This window comes from Propionispira raffinosivorans DSM 20765 (assembly GCF_000381065.1).
In the GTDB taxonomy this organism is placed as follows: domain Bacteria; phylum Bacillota; class Negativicutes; order Selenomonadales; family Selenomonadaceae; genus Propionispira; species Propionispira raffinosivorans.
On the sequence record NZ_KB905862.1, the window covers coordinates 1 to 16642 of the forward strand.

General features: G+C 37.7%; 14 protein-coding genes. 8 read left to right on the forward strand and 6 right to left on the reverse strand.

Features of this window, described 5'->3' with window-relative positions; translation table 11 throughout:
* Positions 1-992: asparaginase (locus F606_RS21370; RefSeq protein ID WP_019554878.1), on the forward strand; the 992-nt coding region annotated here is incomplete at its 5' end.
* A gap of 70 nt (positions 993-1062) precedes the next feature.
* On the opposite strand, the gene F606_RS0115885 is transcribed toward F606_RS21370, so the two are convergent.
* From F606_RS0115885 to F606_RS0115895, 3 genes are read right to left on the reverse strand one after another with little or no spacing between them, the layout of a single operon-like run.
* The gene (locus F606_RS0115885) at positions 1063-2829 is read right to left on the reverse strand and encodes an NADH-dependent [FeFe] hydrogenase, group A6 (RefSeq protein WP_019554879.1); all 1767 of its coding nucleotides are present in this window, start codon (positions 2827-2829) and stop codon (positions 1063-1065) included.
* Positions 2829-4088 (reverse strand): complex I 51 kDa subunit family protein, encoded by a 1260-nt coding sequence (locus tag F606_RS0115890; RefSeq protein ID WP_019554880.1) that lies wholly within the window; start codon positions 4086-4088, stop codon positions 2829-2831. The genes F606_RS0115885 and F606_RS0115890 overlap by 1 nt, the downstream gene beginning before the upstream one ends.
* A 22-nt stretch (positions 4089-4110) precedes the next feature.
* Positions 4111-4611, reverse strand: a complete 501-nt coding sequence (locus tag F606_RS0115895) for an NADH-quinone oxidoreductase subunit NuoE family protein (protein ID WP_019554881.1) — start codon at positions 4609-4611, stop codon at positions 4111-4113.
* A gap of 657 nt (positions 4612-5268) precedes the next feature.
* On the opposite strand from F606_RS0115895, the gene F606_RS0115900 reads away from it, so the two are divergent.
* Both F606_RS0115900 and F606_RS0115905 read left to right on the forward strand, forming a co-directional pair.
* Positions 5269-5508, forward strand: a complete 240-nt coding sequence (locus F606_RS0115900) for a hypothetical protein (protein ID WP_026329443.1) — start codon at positions 5269-5271, stop codon at positions 5506-5508.
* 276 nt (positions 5509-5784) lie between these two features.
* Positions 5785-6957, forward strand: coding sequence for a metallophosphoesterase (locus F606_RS0115905; RefSeq protein ID WP_019554883.1), 1173 nt, complete (start codon positions 5785-5787; stop codon positions 6955-6957).
* A gap of 80 nt (positions 6958-7037) precedes the next feature.
* On the opposite strand, the gene F606_RS0115910 is transcribed toward F606_RS0115905, so the two are convergent.
* On the reverse strand, positions 7038-7820 hold the full coding sequence (locus F606_RS0115910) for a sulfite exporter TauE/SafE family protein (protein WP_019554884.1): 783 nt from the start codon (positions 7818-7820) through the stop codon (positions 7038-7040).
* Positions 7821-8150: 330 nt separating this feature from the next.
* On the opposite strand from F606_RS0115910, the gene F606_RS0115915 reads away from it, so the two are divergent.
* From F606_RS0115915 to F606_RS0115930, 4 genes are all read left to right on the forward strand, one after another.
* Positions 8151-8894, forward strand: a complete 744-nt coding sequence (locus F606_RS0115915) for an HD domain-containing protein (RefSeq protein ID WP_019554885.1) — start codon at positions 8151-8153, stop codon at positions 8892-8894.
* A gap of 131 nt (positions 8895-9025) precedes the next feature.
* Positions 9026-10702 (forward strand): glutamine--tRNA ligase/YqeY domain fusion protein, encoded by a 1677-nt coding sequence (locus F606_RS0115920; RefSeq protein WP_019554886.1) that lies wholly within the window; start codon positions 9026-9028, stop codon positions 10700-10702.
* Positions 10703-10704: 2 nt separating this feature from the next.
* On the forward strand, positions 10705-11013 hold the full coding sequence (locus F606_RS0115925) for a hypothetical protein (protein WP_019554887.1): 309 nt from the start codon (positions 10705-10707) through the stop codon (positions 11011-11013).
* A 104-nt stretch (positions 11014-11117) separates the two neighbouring features.
* Positions 11118-12404 carry an ArsB/NhaD family transporter gene (locus F606_RS0115930; RefSeq protein ID WP_019554888.1) on the forward strand — a complete coding sequence of 429 codons (1287 nt, stop codon included), beginning with the start codon at positions 11118-11120 and terminating at the stop codon, positions 12402-12404.
* 131 nt (positions 12405-12535) lie between these two features.
* On the opposite strand, the gene F606_RS0115935 is transcribed toward F606_RS0115930, so the two are convergent.
* The gene (locus F606_RS0115935; RefSeq protein WP_019554889.1) at positions 12536-13147 is read right to left on the reverse strand and encodes a hypothetical protein; all 612 of its coding nucleotides are present in this window, start codon (positions 13145-13147) and stop codon (positions 12536-12538) included.
* Positions 13148-13299: 152 nt separating this feature from the next.
* Positions 13300-14778: a sodium/proline symporter PutP gene (putP, locus tag F606_RS0115940; protein WP_026329444.1), complete on the reverse strand. Its 1479-nt coding sequence runs from the start codon at positions 14776-14778 to the stop codon at positions 13300-13302.
* 178 nt (positions 14779-14956) lie between these two features.
* On the opposite strand from putP, the gene F606_RS0115945 reads away from it, so the two are divergent.
* Positions 14957-16348, forward strand: a complete 1392-nt coding sequence (locus tag F606_RS0115945) for an NAD(P)/FAD-dependent oxidoreductase (RefSeq protein ID WP_019554891.1) — start codon at positions 14957-14959, stop codon at positions 16346-16348.
* Positions 16349-16642: the final 294 nt, after the last annotated feature.

Here is a 16642-nt window from a genome sequence, read left to right on the forward strand (position 1 = left end):
AAAAAATTTGTTTACTTACAACAGGGGGAACGATTGCTTCAGCAGAGGGAGACGCGGGTCTCATTCCGCAAATGGATGGCGCTAGAATGCTTCGTTTAATACCAGCATTAACAGGCGTATGCCAGATTGATTGTCAGGAGTTAATGAATATTGACAGCAGTAATCTTCAGCCGGAGCATTGGGGGGTTATCGCCCAGAAAATTGTGAACAATTGCGACTTATATGATGGCTTTGTTATAAGTCATGGTACAGATACAATGGCTTATTCTGCAGCTGCACTTACTTACATGTTGAAAAATCTTGCAAAGCCGGTTGTTTTTACGGGTTCGCAGAGACCAATTGGTCAAGCCGATACGGATGGTAAAGCAAATCTTTTAGCGGCTTTTCGTGTAGCAGCAGAAGATCATTTTGGCGTGTATCTTGTTTTTGCTAATACCGTTATACATGGACTTCATGCAAAGAAACTGTATACGAAGCATCTGAATGCTTTTGGCAGCATCAATGCGCCAATCATGGCGCATGTTGCCGGAAGTCAGCTTATCTGGCAGGTACCTGTTTCGCAAAAACCAGCAGAGCTTTTAGCGCTGAGAGATAAAATGGACCAACGAGTTTTTGTCTTAACATTGACTCCAGGAATTCAACCACAATTAATTGATATGGCTGTTTTGGCTGGATATAGAGGTATCATTATAGAAGGCTTTGGTGCTGGTGGTGTGCCAAATCAAAACTGTGAACGCAATTTGCTGCCAGCCATAGAGCGAGCACTCAAGGCGGGAGTCGTTGTAGCCTGTGTAAGTCAGTGTATCTATGACGGTACGTATATGGATTGTTATGAAGTGGGAATAGTAGCAGAGCGTATGGGTGTCATATCTGCGGGCAATATGACGCTGGAGGCACTTTTAGCTAAATTTATGCTGGCCTTGGGTGAGTGTAGTGATCCCAGTGAAATTCGGAGGCTTCTCCGCGATAATACATATGGTGAAGTTATATAATACAAAAAAGACCTTCTCAATTTTTACTGCGGTGCAGTATTGAGAAGGTCTTTTTTTTGAGTTTTTTCGGTTAAATCGATGAATTTTCTTCGGCTTTTAAATAAGAAAAGTCATGAGCTTTTTTTACTGTATGATACTCTGTATGCAATAATGTATGAGATTTTTCACTGAGTGGTTCACCAAGAAAATCCTTGTAAATGTGAATAATATCTGGATTTTCGTGTGATTTACGCAGTGGATTTTTTTTATCAATGTCATATAATGCATCCATACGAAGATGTTTAACATCCGTTGTTGATTTTATTGGCTGACCACCTCCACCGATGCAGCCACCCGGGCAAGCCATGATTTCAATAAAAGTATAATCACAAGTTCCCGCTTTAATCTTTTCCATGATGATTTTTGCGCTGGCAATCGTATGAGCAATCGCAACTTTAATTTTTGTGTTGCCTAAATCGATGATCGCTTCGCGGATTCCTTCTATGCCACGAACTTCTTGAAATTCTACCGATGTTAGTTCTTTACCGGTATATTTTTCATATACGGTTCTAAGTGCTGCTTCCATGACACCGCCAGTATTTCCAAAAATAATAGCTGCTCCAGTACCAGAACCAAGTGGGCTGTCAAATTGACCTTCAGGAAGACTTTCAAAATTTAATCCGACATATTTAATGAGTTTAGTAAGTTCTCGTGTTGTAAGGACGATGTCTACATCTTGATGACCATCTCGTCCGTGTTCTGGGCGTGCTGCTTCGAATTTTTTTGCTGTACAAGGCATGATAGAGACGGTTACAATATCATTCACATCAATGCCAGATTGTTCTGGATAATATGTTTTGGAAACAGCACCAAAAATTTGTTGTGGTGATTTTGTTGAGGATAGATGTCCAAGATAGTCGCCATAGTTTTTTTCCATATAATTAACCCAGCCGGAACTGCATGACGTAATCATTGGCAACGTACCGTTGTTTTTAATGCGACTCAGCAGCTCACTGCCTTCTTCCATAATGGTGAGATCTGCTCCAAAACTTGTGTCAAAAACTCGATCAAAACCAAGCATTTTAAGAGCTGTTACCATTTGTCCAGTGACAATGGTACCTTTTGGCAGACCAAAAGCATCACCAAGCGCAACGCGGACCGATGGCGCAACTTGTACGATGACATGTTTCTTTGGATTTTGCAATACATCAAGGACTTTTTGTGTATCATCTTTTTCGACGATTGCACCAGTTGGACAGACAACACTGCATTGTCCGCATAAGATACAGTCTGTTTCTTCCATTGGTTTGTTATAGGCTGTTGTAACAGTAATTTTATCACTGCGTCCAGCATAGGTGAGTGCGCTGATTCCCTGAACTTCTTTACAAGCTTTGATGCAGCGACCGCATTTAACACATTTGGCTGGATCCCGGATAATACTTGGATTTGTATTATGGATCGGCAGATGTTCCGTTACATCCGGCAGATTTGAATTTAAAACATTGAACCGGCTGCAAAGTTTTTGCAGATCACAGTTCTGGTTTCTTGAGCAGGTTAGGCAATTTTGTTCGTGGGTAGCAAGAATTAGTTCAAGAATTCCCACTTGTGTATCACGTACGAGTTTCGTATCCGTGTGGATTTCCATACCTTCCCATACTTCGGTTGAACAGGCAGCTAAAAGTTTGCGGCTGCCAACAACTTCTACCGTGCAAATTCTGCAATGAGCTTTGATGCTCTGATCGGGATGGTAACAAAGGTGAGGAATATCAATATTAATTTTTTTGGCAGCTTCGAGAATTTTTGTTCCTTTTTCTACGTTTAAGGGAATATTATTAATTTTTACATTTACCATTTCCATTAGCCTTGCACCTCGCTAGATTTGACGTGAAACACATCTTCAAATTGATTCATTGCCGAAACAAGAGCACTTTGTGCTGTTTCCCCTAAACCACATAAGGAAGACATGGCCATAAGTTTGGCGATTTTTTTCATACTGGTGATGTCTTTTTCTGTATGGGTGCCATCTGCAAGTTTTTGCAGGAAAAGTTTCATATGACGGTTGCCTTCCCGACATGGTGTACATTGTCCACAACTTTCGTGAGAAAAAAATTCTTGCGTAGATTGTAAAAATTCAATAAGGCTGGTACGGTCGTCAATAACAAGTATGGCACCGGAACCCACGGTTACACCGGATCTTTTTAAATCTTCATATGTATAAGGCGTATCAAGAATTTTTGAAGACGCGATTTTTCCAGAAGCACCGCCAAATTGAAGCAACCGAATTGGACGGTCTCCATCAATTCCACCAGCGAGATCATAGACGATTTCACGTACTGTAGTGCCAAATGGAATTTCGAAAACACCAGGGTTTTTTACATTTCCGGCAACACTGATGAGTTTCGTTCCGATGGAGTCTCCCATACCATAGGTTTGGTATTCTTTGTCGTCATCAAGCAGAATATGAGAAAGCAGTGATAGGCTTTCAACATTGTTGACACATGTTGGGCGATTATATAAGCCGCATTGTTTGATAAATGGTGGTTTCATGCGAGGACGTCCAGCTTTGCCTTCAATAGATTCAATTAGAGCTGTACCTTCGCCGCAGACATAAGCACCTGCACCAGAATAAAGATGAATTTCAAAATTAAACCCTTTACCTAAAATATTAGTACCTAAAAACCCGTAAGTCTTCGCTTGCCGGATTGCGTTTAGAAGCAGTGGCCGCAGATGACAATATTCTTCACGTAAATATATATACCCATCTTCAGCGTCTACTGTATAGCCAGTGATAATCATGCTTTCAATTAGGTTAAATGGGTCATTTTCGAGTAACATGCGATCTTTAAATGTACAGGGTTCACCTTCATCCGCATTGCAGATAACAACTTTTTTTTCCGCAATAACGGATTTTGCCTGAGCGAGTTTTCGCCCCATATCATAAGCAGCGCCACCACGTCCTTTAATTTTTGCTGCGGCGACTATGGTGGCAATTTCTTCACCCGATAATGTGATTGCTTTTTTTAAGGCATCAAATCCTCCGCATTCCATATAAGAACCGATGGAGGATACATCATATTTTCCAAAGTTTTTTGTGATAAAACTTACTGTTTTGCTCATTGTATTCGTTGCCTCCCTGAAATTAGATCAATTCAGTTAATAGATTTTCGATTTTTGCCCTACTCGTTAGATACCCATAGACTTTACCGTTGATGCGGACAGCTGGAGCCATGTCACAAGCGCCAAAACAAGTGACACTTTCCAGTGTGAATCGTCCATCATAGGTCACTTCATTGAGGTCAATTCCCAGAAGCTCTTTCAATGTAGTGAAAATAGTATCATTTTGATTGACTTTGCAAACGATACTATTACAGATCTGAATGGGATATTTAGCCCGTGGTGTTGTCGATAGACTGCTATAAAAAGTAATACAGTCATAAATGTTGGTGATTTTGACATCCAATTTTTCAGCAAGATAATACGCGATTTCTTCTGGAATATAATGATTTGGTATAAGTTCTTGAATATCGAGCAATATACCAACCAGTTGAGAACCGTCATTTTCATGTGCAGCGAGGATGAGATCAATTTTTGTTGCTAGTTCTTTCGTTAAAACATAGTTTTTTATAAGAGATAGTGACATGTAACAATACCCTCCTTGAATAAAATATACACAGATTATTTCTGATAAATGAAAATTTATACGCACTATATTTTATTATATACAAAAAAAATCTATTTGCCTATAGATTTTTTAAAATGCAAAATATTCAAAATACACTATTTATTAAACCTGTAGTAAGAGAAAAAAATCACGTATAAATCAGGTAAATAAAGAGTTATTTCTATTATGACATGGTCTGTTTTTTTGATGAAATATTAAATTTTTCTCTTTATTTATATAAATAATTCAATATAGCAATAAATATCAGTATGAATAATTATTCTTATTATTGTATAAAAATACATAATGAAAAAGTTATAAATAATGAAGTAAAGCTGAATATTCAGCTTTTTTTATAAAATGAGAGCAATAAAAGTTATTTTTTTTTGTCTGTTCATACATTTTTTATAAACTATCCATTTGAAGCTGGTTATGCTATAACGAATTTGAGAACGTTACACTTTATAAAAAGGGCGAAAGTTGCTGATTTTTCAGGTGTTTTTCTAGATTAAAAAGCATGGAACATTTTGCGTGAAATTTTAATATACAAAGTTACATTAAAATGATATAATATAGGTGTCACCACACATGAAATGTAAATGGATCTCACACAATAGTGATGGGGGGATATTTATTATGGCAATAAGAAGCGTTGCAATGGACCGTAGGGATAGCGCAAACTATCGGAATCTTTTAAAACGAGGAGGATTCATTTCGGCAAGCTACTTATCAATAAGTGGTTTTGACGCCGGTAGGCTTAAAAAACTTGCTCAACAAGGAAAACTTGATGCAATTCGTTGTGCTATTGGTAAATCCGTTAGATGGTATTATTGTGAGAAACAGGCTGAAATGGCTCATTTACGTGGTGAAGTTTAGTTTACAGATAAAAATAAAATTTAAATTTAGAACATATAGAATCGATGTAAATCGATTCTCTTTTTTTGAAAAAATTTTTCTAACAATATAGACGTATTAAAGAAATTACAGCCTATCAGTCTGCCCTAAAGGGTATATGGCATCGCTTGCTTCATCCGTAATTACCCCTATACTTGACGATTGCCATATAAGAATATTTAATGCAACTATTATATATGTTATAATAAGAGACATATATAATAGTTAGAAAATTTGTTCTAGGGGTTGGATGTTTCTATGAAAGGACCCATTTTTATGTTTTTTGTGATTTTATTTCTCGTGTTAGTTGGTGTAGCAGCACTTTCTATTATTTTAATGAGACAGTTGTTTCCCCTATATAAGAAACCGCAAATTATGCGTGTATTTTATGTGCTGACTAGTGTGTCTATTTTTGCCTTGTTTTTTGGTAGAGGCTGGCTTGACCAATTGCCGTTTGCTGGTGATTTGATGCTTTTAATCGTCATCTGGTTTGTTTCATTGACTTTTTTAATCACGTTTAGTCCAGCTGTTTTTGTTGTTAAAAAAGTTATAGAAAAAATAGGTTTGGATGATGGTGTACGAGATTTATCCAGACGTCAATTTCTAAAAACAGCAGGTGTTGCAATGCCAATATTGGCAGCAACCTGCAGCTCGTATGGGACTTTTTATAGTAGTCGTACGATTGTGGATGTAAAACATGAAATTTTTTTAGCCGATTTAGATCAAACTTTTTCGGGATTTACGATTGCACAATTAAGTGATGTACATTTAGGTTGGTTCTTTTCTATTGATAAACTCAAACAGACCTTAGATCATATTGTTGCACAAAAGCCGGATGTTTTAGCTGTTACGGGAGATTTGTTTGATGATGTTGACACGATTGTTTTAGCAGCACAAACTTTAGAGTTGTATGTGGAGCAGTTTCCGCAAGGTATTTATTTTATTTGGGGCAATCATGAATATATGAGGGGAATTTCAAAAATAAAGGCGGCTCTAGCAAATACGCGTGTTAAAGTTCTTCGCAATGAAAATGATCTACTGGTTAAAGCGGCAAGTCCGCTCTATTTTATTGGTGTTGATTATCCTATGGAACGCGATACGGCTAAGCAAGCGGCTGAGTGTCAGGGGATGATGGAAACGGCTTTAAAAGGGGTACCAGCGAAATCAACAAAAATTTTACTCAGTCATCATTCGATTTTGATTGATAATGCATTTGATAATAAAATTGATTTGACGATGACAGGTCACACCCATGGCGGACAGATTGTCGTGTTAGGAATGCCAATTTTTCAAGGCTTTAAGTATATGCGTGGCATGTATAAAAAAGGAACTTTGTATGGCTATGTGAATTCAGGTGCGGGAAGCTGGTTCCCGTTTCGATTTGGCTGCCCACCAGAAATTACTTTTTTTACATTAAAAAAAGAAGTATAAATAGAAATTGCTATCTAGATCATATGAAAAATTCTAGATAGCAAGCTAATAAACAGAGCGGTATTTAATTTTCTATGTATTTACTGGACGTTTGTTCCTAATAAAATCAAACGAAGGCCAAGTGCAAAAAGAGCGCACGATAACAAAACCAAAATAATTTTTGGCTTGGTTTTTTTTGAAATTTGCGCGCCAATTTGTGCGCCGATTATGGCACCGGTGCCAATACTGATTGCTGGCATCCAGATGATATGCTGCAGTATAGCATGTGATATTACACCGCTAAAAGAAGATACGGCAAGGACAAAATGCGAGGTAGCTGTTGCGACATGGGTTGGAAAATGAAGCAGGTAGATCATTAGGGGAACATGAATTATACCGCCGCCTATACCAAAGATGCTGGATAGAAAACCAACGCCCATACTGCTAACCAGTCCGATCGTTTTATGATAGGTAAAGGTATGTGGATCAAAGTTGGGTTCTGTTCTTTTTTTGCGTGAAGAATTCCAATACATAATGCCAGACATTAATATAAGGAAAGAACCAAAAGATAAATTAAGTGTTTGCCCATTAAAAGAATCGGCAATGTAGGAGCCGAAAAAAGCTCCTGGTAAGGTTGCTAAGGCAAAGGGAATAGCGGCATTAAAAAAAACTCTTTTTTGTTTGATATAAGCCAGGGTGCCAGAGACGGCATTTAAAAAAACAACAAAAAGTGAAGTGCCGACAATTTGTGGGGCTGAAGCAAATGTTGAAGGTGTCATAAACATGATGAAAATCGGTAATAGGATGAGGCCACCCCCTATGCCAACCAGGGTACCGAAGATACCAACGCTAAGACCTAAAAGGCTTAGTAAAATGAATTCCATAAAAAAACCACCTTTGAAATTTAAATTGAAGGATACTTGTGTTTATTATAACGTAAACCTACGAAGAAAGAAAATCAAATAGGGTTCATAGATAAGTGGTTTGTTGTTAATCCTGAGTACGGTAAATTTAATGGTGATGTATATAGAACGCATTAAACATTCTATATGTCAATCGTCAAAAAGGGGTATAGAGTTGAGTGGCGTTACGGAGGAAGCAAACGATGTCCTATACCCCATTTTGGCAGACTAATAGATTGGATGTAATTTCCTTAATGCGTTCTATATAGTATAATATTTTAGGCTTTGTAAAATTCATGGAGGGCAGAAACAATGGAAAATGTATTACAGGCAATGCATAAATGGGTACAGGAATATATTCGAACTTTTTATAGTGAAGATATAGAGATTCAGCAAGCAATCGTTTTAAAGGAAGAACATACGCAGCAGGTTACTGTCATTAGTCGTGAGCTGGCTAAGCATTTAAAGCTCAGCGTACATGATCAGATTTTGGCTGAAATGATTGGACTTTTTCATGATATTGGCAGATTTAAACAGTTTACGCTATATCGAACATTTAATGATGCTTTATCAGAAAATCATGCACTTTTGGGATTAAAGGTCATAGCTGAACTTGACTTTTTTCAAGAATTAAGTGAGGCAGATCGAGAAATTTTGCATTTTGCAATTGCCAACCATAATGCCAAATTAATCACAGCTACAGATAACAGCAGACAGCTTTTATTTGCAAAAATCATTCGTGATGCTGATAAACTTGATATTTACCGTGTGCTAGAGCCTTTTTTACAGCCATCAGATGGAACTGGCTGCAATGAAATGTTTCTTCAATCTTTTATTCACGGGCGGCAGTGTGATTATGCACAAATTAAGACATATGATGATCGTAAATTAGTCAGGCTGATGTGGCTCTATAATATTTATTTTAGCTGGACCATGTTAAAAATTGTTGAACGAGGCTATGTTGATAAAATTATTGACTGTTTGCCAAAAACGCCGCTTATGGAGCAAGGCGTAAAGAATTTGAAGACATATATCAAGGCGAAACTTAAAGAATAATGCATCGCAGCAAGTAGGTTTCCGATAAATAAAGGAAAAAAGAATCTGGAAAAGCAGGAAATTTGACCTAAAGACCGAATATACAAGCATTAGGTTAAATGGAATAACGTTTCAATTAAAGGAGTATATTTATGGCAGAAAATATGATAATTGCTTCAAATTTCATTCAAAATGCAATTGATGAAGATTTGAAAAATGGGAAATACAGTGAAGGTATTCATACGCGGTTTCCGCCAGAACCGAATGGGTATTTACATATTGGTCATGCAAAGTCAATTTGCTTGAACTTTGGTTTGGCGAAAAAAAATAATGGTATGTGTAATTTGCGTTTTGATGATACAAATCCGACCAAAGAAGATGTCGAATATGTTGATTCAATTCAGGATGATGTTAAATGGCTCGGATTTACTTGGGATGATCGAATGTTTTATGCATCGAATTATTTTGACAAGCTTTTTGAATGTGCCATGGAACTTATAAAAGCCGGAAAAGCCTATGTTTGTGATTTAAATGCTGAGCAGATGCGCCAATATCGTGGTACGTTGACGGAACCGGGGCAAGATAGTCCTTATCGTAGCCGCAGCATTGAGGAAAATCTCGATTTATTTATGCGGATGCAAAAAGGTGAATTTGCCGATGGTGAAAGAGTTCTTCGGGCTAAAATAGATATGGCAGCACCTAACATTAATTTGCGGGATCCAATTCTGTATCGTATATCACATACAGCGCATCATCGGACAGGAACAACGTGGTGTATTTATCCGATGTATGATTTTGCTCATCCAATTTCAGATGTGGTTGAGGGAATTACACATTCGATTTGTACTTTGGAATTTGAAGATCACCGACCTCTGTATGACTGGCTCTTGGAATCACTCGGTTATGATGTCGCGAAACGACCGCGACAGATCGAATTTGCCCGCTTAAATATTACCGATACCGTAATGAGTAAACGAAAACTCAGACAATTGGTTGAAGGTGGGTATGTTACGGGCTGGGATGATCCTCGGATGCCAACGATTTCAGGTCTGCGAAGACGTGGCTATACACCAGAAGCAATTCGTGATTTTTGTGATCGAATTGGTGTGGCTAAGAGCAATAGTCTTGTCGATGTTGCTATGCTGGAACATTGTGTGCGTGAGGATCTCAATGAGCGTGCCGATCGTATTATGGCAGTTTTACAGCCGCTTAAAGTGGTCATCACCAATTATCCGGCTGATGAATGTGAATATATGATGGCTGAAAACCATCCACATAAAGGTGGACATCGTTTTGTTCCATTTACGCGGGAAATTTATATTGAACAGGAAGACTTTATGGAAGAAGCTCCTAAAAAATTTTTCCGCTTAAAACCAGGTGGAGAAGTTCGCTTGAAGCATGCTTTTATTATAAAATGTGAAGAAGTCATCAAAGATATGGCTGGACAGATTGTGGAACTTCATTGTACCTATGATGTGGACACGAAAAGCGGCAGTGCTAATAGTGGTCGTAAGGTTAAAGGAACATTACATTGGGTTTCAGCAAAATTTGCTGTGCCAGCAGAAATTCACCTTTATGATTATTTGTTGAAAACAGAAGAAAATAGTGTAGAAAGTACGAATTTTATTGATGAATTAAACCCTAACTCTTTGGAAATTATAAATACTTGTATGATTGAACCGAGTGTTGCCTGGACTGCTCCAGGGACTCGCTATCAGTTTTTACGACAAGGATATTTTTGCGTAGATAAGGATTCAACAAAAGAACATTTAGTCTTTAATCGTATTGTTGGATTGCGTGATTCTTGGGCAAAAGCAAAGAAGGTGTAATTATGGTGAAAATACCAAAAGACTTAGGCGATAAGGACATGTTTAAGGGGTATGCGGAAAAAGAAACATTTGAAACGATGTTTCTATCCGCAGAAGAAGAACCACGGACTGTCATTAAAAACAAAATAAAAGAAGATTTAAATACAGCTTACCTGACAAAAGATTTACAGGAAAAAATCGGGAAACTTTTACTGGATTTAAAAATGGATCTTTATAAAGATGGTATTATAGATTATGAAATAAAAGTTAAAAAAGTGGGTATGGATATTGTGCTTTCTGCTGCTGCAAATAAAAGCAAAGCGCGGACTTAATGGGGGATGGCTGACTGTAGATCTTTTATAGTCAGCCATGATTTTTGCAAATACGAGACGGATTATACTTGTAAAAGCCTATATTTTAGGAGGAAGTGACATCTTTGGGGAATAATGCATTATTGGCAGTGGCTGTTTTTATGGTTGCTTATGTGTTGATTGTATCTGAAAAAGTGCATCGCACGGTTGTTGGATTAGCTGGCGCAGTGATGATGATACTTCTGGGGGTTTTGAGTCAGGAAACAGCGATTCATCATATTGATTTCAATACCTTGGGTTTATTGATTGGCATGATGATTATTGTAAATATTACAAGTGAGACAGGTTTATTCAATTATTTAGCAATTTGGGCGGCTAAAAAAGTTAAGGCAGAACCAATTCAATTATTATTGGCATTGTCTACATTAACCGCAGTCTGCTCAGCATTTTTGGATAATGTAACAACTGTGCTTTTAACCGTACCTGTGACTTTTAGTATTACTTCGCAATTAAAAATATCGCCTCTGCCATTTTTAATTGCTCAGATTATGTCGGCAAACATTGGCGGAGCTGCGACTTTGATTGGTGATCCACCTAATATCATGATTGGAAGTGCTGTTAAAGAGCTTACTTTTATGGCATTTATTACAAATTTAACAGCGATCTGTGCTGTTGTTTTTCTCGTTACAATTGTCTTGCTTATTTTGGTTTATCGGAAAGACTTACATACTACAGCTGATTTGAAGGCAAAAGTTATGCGTTTGAATGAAAAAAGTCAAATCAGAAATATTGTCTTGCTGAGAAAATGTCTGGGTGCTTTAGCAGTTACGATTTTATTATTTGTTTTACATAGTACACTGCATATTGAAACCGCAACTGCAGCTTTAGCCGGGGCTTGTTTTTTAATGGTTCTTACGATTGGAACAGATGAAGTTTTATTGACGAAAGCTTTTAGCCGTATTGAATGGCTGGCTATTTTTTTCTTTGCTGGCTTGTTTGTTCTTGTTGGAGCCCTTGTAGAAACCGGTGTGATCAAAATGCTGGCCGCAGAAGCGGTGAAATTGACAAATGGAAATCTTACCGCTTCGGCAATGTTGATCTTGTGGATGAGCGCCATTGCTTCAGCTTTTATTGATAATATACCATTTGTGGCAACGATGATTCCGCTGATTAAGGATATGGGGACCATGGGGATAACAGATCTTACACCTTTATGGTGGGCGTTATCTTTGGGGGCTTGTTTGGGCGGAAATGGAACCCTTGTTGGTGCCAGTGCAAATGTTGTTGTTGCCAGCATGGCGGCACAGCGTGGCCATAAAATTTCTTTTCTGAAATTTATGGCAATTGCATTTCCGCTCATGCTTATATCCATTTTGATTTGTAGTGTATATATTTATTTTAAATATTTATAAGTTTCTATATAAGTTGCACGAAATATTCCATATGGCAATCGTCGGAAGAATGATAGGCTATCTGAAATTGTTTTATCAATATATATAGAAAAAAGTTGCATTTGGCCTTAGCCGAATGCAACTTTTTTAGTTTATGTGGATGTGTTCACGATAGACCCTGGTGTAATAGAATTTAGATTGAATTTCGTTACAGCAGGCAGTGCGGGAAATAAATTCAAAGAATTTGTTAAAGCATCATTGACTTTTATATAGGTTTTATTCGCCAAGCCGCTGATGAGTTTTTTCACCATTTCATTGTTCGCTGTTAGGGCTGTAACAAAAGGCTCTTTGTCAATTGAAAATAAGCCAGATTTTGTTATATGAATTCCAATAAAATAAAAAGCATTGTTTTGATATTTTTGTATGGAAAAAGAGATCAGTAAATTGGAAAGTGTTGGCGAGATTGTGCTTTTATCTTGTAAGAAAAGCAGCATATGGTTATATGTATTTAAAAAAGAAGCAACAGTCATTAATGTATCAAAAGAATCTTCTGTTTGGAAATCAGCATTTTTGACTTTTTTTGCGGAAAGTTTCAGTAGATTAGCCAACGTATAAAATTTTGTGTAAAAGTCATCTGAAGCAGAAAAATATTCTTTTATTTTTCGCAAAGCCTCATCTCGTTCTGCTTTTTTAGCGGGTGAGCTGTGGATTTCATATGTTTTAGAGGACACTATTTGCGACATTTTATTCAGTGGTGCTTTCATAAAAAATCCTCCTTAGACCAAACGAAAAGATGGTTCTTATTCTTTTATAAATAGTATAACATTTGTGCTTTTTATGTGCAAAGAATATAGGATAATTTTGTAAATTAATAAAATAGGGGCAGCATGCTTTTAGCAGCTACCCCTATTTTTAATTAAATCTTACTATGTTTTACAGTATCGTACATATCGGTAATTATTTTTGCTGGTTCGTTATCTAGTTTGCTTACAAGATAGATTGTGAGCAGCGACAAGAAAAAGCCAGGAACCATTTCATATAGACCAAGCCAAGCAAATTGTTTCCAGATTAAAACGGTTAGACCACCGACGAGAATACCCGCTAAAACACCATTTCGTGTTGTGCGGCGCCAAAAAAGTGATGTTAATAATGCTGGTCCAAAAGCAGCACCAAAGCCAGCCCAGGCATAAGCAACCATATCTAAAATCAAATTATCTGGATTAAGTCCTAGATAAATGGCAATGCCTGAAATAATGATAACGGATAATCTGCCGACCCAAATGAGTTCGGTTTCACTCGATTTTTTATGAAGCATAGCTTTATAAAAATCTTGCGCGAAAGCTGAGGCGGCAACCAGTAACTGAGAGGATGCAGTACTCATAATAGCGGCTAGGACCGCAGATAAAACAAGACCAGCAAAAAATGGCGAGAATAACATATCGGTCATTACGAGAAAAACTTTTTCTGAGTCACTACCGGTGAGTCCTGTGGTTAAAAATACTTTACCAACCATACCAACAAGAACCGCGGCTGCCAGAGAAAAAATCACCCAAGTCATAGCAATTCGTGTGGCTTGCTTAATTTCAGCCGAAGATTTAACGGCCATGAAGCGGACTAAGATATGCGGCTGCCCAAAATAACCCAGTCCCCAGCCAAGCAGTGAAATTAACTCAATAAAGGTAAATGGTGAACCGTCGGCATTATGAAATGGGTTAAAATATTCGGGGTTTATCATATAAAGAGCGGAAAAGGTTAAGGTAAATCCACCAACAGCATAGATTGCAGCCAGAGGAACAATAATAATTGCAAAAAACATCATTACCCCTTGAATGAAATCGGTCCAGCACACGGCCATGAAACCACCTACAAGGGTATAGAAGACAACAACGAATGCTCCGAGAAACATGGCATATGTGTAGGGAATTCCAAAAATCGTATTAAAAAGTTTTCCACCGGCAACAAAACCAGAGGAGGTGTAAATAATAAAGAAAATTAAAATAAAGATTGCTGGAATAATGCGAAGCAGATTCGTCTTATCATGAAAGCGATTTTGGAAAAAATCAGGAAGTGTTAAGGCGTTATCGGCGAGCTCTGTGTATTTACGCAGCCGTGCGGCAACAAATTGCCAATTTGCCCACGTGCCAAGGCCAAGCCCGAGTGCAATCCAGCCTGCACTTAGTCCAGCCATATAAGCATAGCCTGGCAGCCCCATGAGCATCCAGCCACTCATATCGGATGCTTCGGCACTGAGGGACGTTACCCAGGCACCAAGTTTGCGATTACCGAGTATATAATCGGACATATTTCGTGTCCGGCGATAAAAATAGATACCGATCATCATCATTAAGCCTAAATATAAGGCAAAGGCCAGGATGATGGGAATATTATTTGACATCATAGAAAAATCCTCCTTCATAAACATAGTTTATATTATAGCTAATATAAACTATATAAATCAAGAAGTTTCATTCTTTGTCTAGGATTTTACAGGATTGTTGAGGCAAATTATGGATACGGCTTGTATTATACGATATAATACAAAGTGGAATGTGAAAAGCTAAGGGGTTGATAAAATGAAGCAGCATTATGATGTAGCAATTATTGGAGCTGGTCCTGCGGGAAGCTTTGCCGCCTATGAATTGATTACAAAAAATTCAACACTAAAAGTGGTTGTCATGGAAACTGGTAAAGACATTTATCATCGTAAATGTCCTATTGCTGAAAAAAAAGTAGAAACTTGTATTAATTGTAAACCTTGTAGTATTATGCGTGGCTTTGGCGGCGCCGGTGCGTATTCTGATGGAAAATATAATTTTACGACGAAGTTTGGCGGGTGGCTCAATGACTATTTGCCGGATGAGAAAGTTTTGGAATTGATTGATTACGTTGATCAAATTAATTTGCGCCATGGTGCACCAACAAAAGTTTTTAGCACAAAAAATAGTTCTTTAGGGCAAAAAGCGCTTGCTTATGATTTACATCTGCTCGATGCGCAAGTTCGTCATCTGGGAACGGAAAACAATCTCAAAATGCTGGAGCAAACGTATGAATATTTAAAGGATAAAGTTAAATTCCTGTTTGAGTGCTCCGTTCATTCTTTTGAAAAAATGGATGGACAGTGTAAGGTAAAGCTTGAAACTGGTGACGTGATTGAAGCAACATATCTTATTGCGGCACCTGGACGCGCTGGATCAGAGTGGTTTACGGATGAATGCAAACGCTTAAAGCTTGAGCTTTTGAATAATCAAGTCGATGTAGGGGTGCGGGTTGAGGTACCGGCTGAAGTATTTAATCATATTACGGATGAGGTGTATGAAGCAAAGCTTGTTTATCGCACGAAACAATATGGCGATCTTGTGAGGACATTCTGTATGAATCCTAAAGGTCATGTGGTGATGGAAAATACAGATGGCATCATGACGGTTAACGGTCATTCCTATAGTGATCCGAAACTGCATAGTAAAAATACAAATTTTGCTTTATTGGTAAGCAATCGCTTTACCGAACCGTTTAATGAACCGCATCAATATGGAAAACGGATTGCATCCTTTTCAAATATGCTGGGCGGTGGTATTATTGTGCAGCGATTTGGTGATCTATTAAAAGGCCGACGGACGAATGAACATCGTTTGGGTAAAAGTTTTACGAAACCGACCTTAAAAGCAACGCCGGGTGATCTAAGTCTTGTTTTGCCAAAACGACATCTTGATAATATTATTGAAATGATTCAGGCATTGAATCATATTGCACCGGGAACGGCAAATGATGATACGCTTCTTTATGGTGTTGAAGTTAAATTTTATAGTTCAAGATTAAAGCTTTCACCAGAACTTGAAACGAAGCTTAAAAATATTTTTGCAATTGGTGATGGTGCAGGTGTGACGCGGGGCCTGTCACAGGCTGGAGCCAGCGGCATTTATGTTGCCAGAACTATTTTGAAGCGCTTGGAAAAAAGCAATATATAACTTTTTTATAGTATGTTTTTCTGTTGACAGCTATTACTATTCATACTGCACATAGATTCCCATTACTTTTAGGATTAGTGCGTATACATGTATACAATTTTTTCTGATATTGACATTAAACCTTGATATGTATATAATAACAACATCAACAAAATGTTTTAGGCAATGAAGCCTTCGCAGAGATTTACTTTGAGGAGGCTTTTTCTGTTTTTGATCATTTTGCTGACAAAGGAGGAACTGGAATTTTAAATTTTATATTGGTCCGTTATAAAGACAAAGGCGTCTTGTTTTGTT

Bases quoted from the DNA above. Each gene is read 5' to 3' on its own strand.
- F606_RS0115885 (WP_019554879.1), bottom strand. From the start codon at position 2,829: ATGGAAATGGTAAATGTAAAAATTAATAATATTCCCTTAAACGTAGAA.
- F606_RS0115890 (WP_019554880.1), bottom strand. From the start codon at position 4,088: ATGAGCAAAACAGTAAGTTTTATCACAAAAAACTTTGGAAAATATGAT.
- F606_RS0115895 (WP_019554881.1), bottom strand. From the start codon at position 4,611: ATGTCACTATCTCTTATAAAAAACTATGTTTTAACGAAAGAACTAGCA.
- F606_RS0115900 (WP_026329443.1), top strand. From the start codon at position 5,269: ATGGCAATAAGAAGCGTTGCAATGGACCGTAGGGATAGCGCAAACTAT.
- F606_RS0115905 (WP_019554883.1), top strand. From the start codon at position 5,785: ATGAAAGGACCCATTTTTATGTTTTTTGTGATTTTATTTCTCGTGTTA.
- F606_RS0115910 (WP_019554884.1), bottom strand. From the start codon at position 7,820: ATGGAATTCATTTTACTAAGCCTTTTAGGTCTTAGCGTTGGTATCTTC.
- F606_RS0115915 (WP_019554885.1), top strand. From the start codon at position 8,151: ATGGAAAATGTATTACAGGCAATGCATAAATGGGTACAGGAATATATT.
- F606_RS0115920 (WP_019554886.1), top strand. From the start codon at position 9,026: ATGGCAGAAAATATGATAATTGCTTCAAATTTCATTCAAAATGCAATT.
- F606_RS0115925 (WP_019554887.1), top strand. From the start codon at position 10,705: ATGGTGAAAATACCAAAAGACTTAGGCGATAAGGACATGTTTAAGGGG.
- F606_RS0115935 (WP_019554889.1), bottom strand. From the start codon at position 13,147: ATGAAAGCACCACTGAATAAAATGTCGCAAATAGTGTCCTCTAAAACA.
- putP (WP_026329444.1), bottom strand. From the start codon at position 14,778: ATGTCAAATAATATTCCCATCATCCTGGCCTTTGCCTTATATTTAGGC.
- F606_RS0115945 (WP_019554891.1), top strand. From the start codon at position 14,957: ATGAAGCAGCATTATGATGTAGCAATTATTGGAGCTGGTCCTGCGGGA.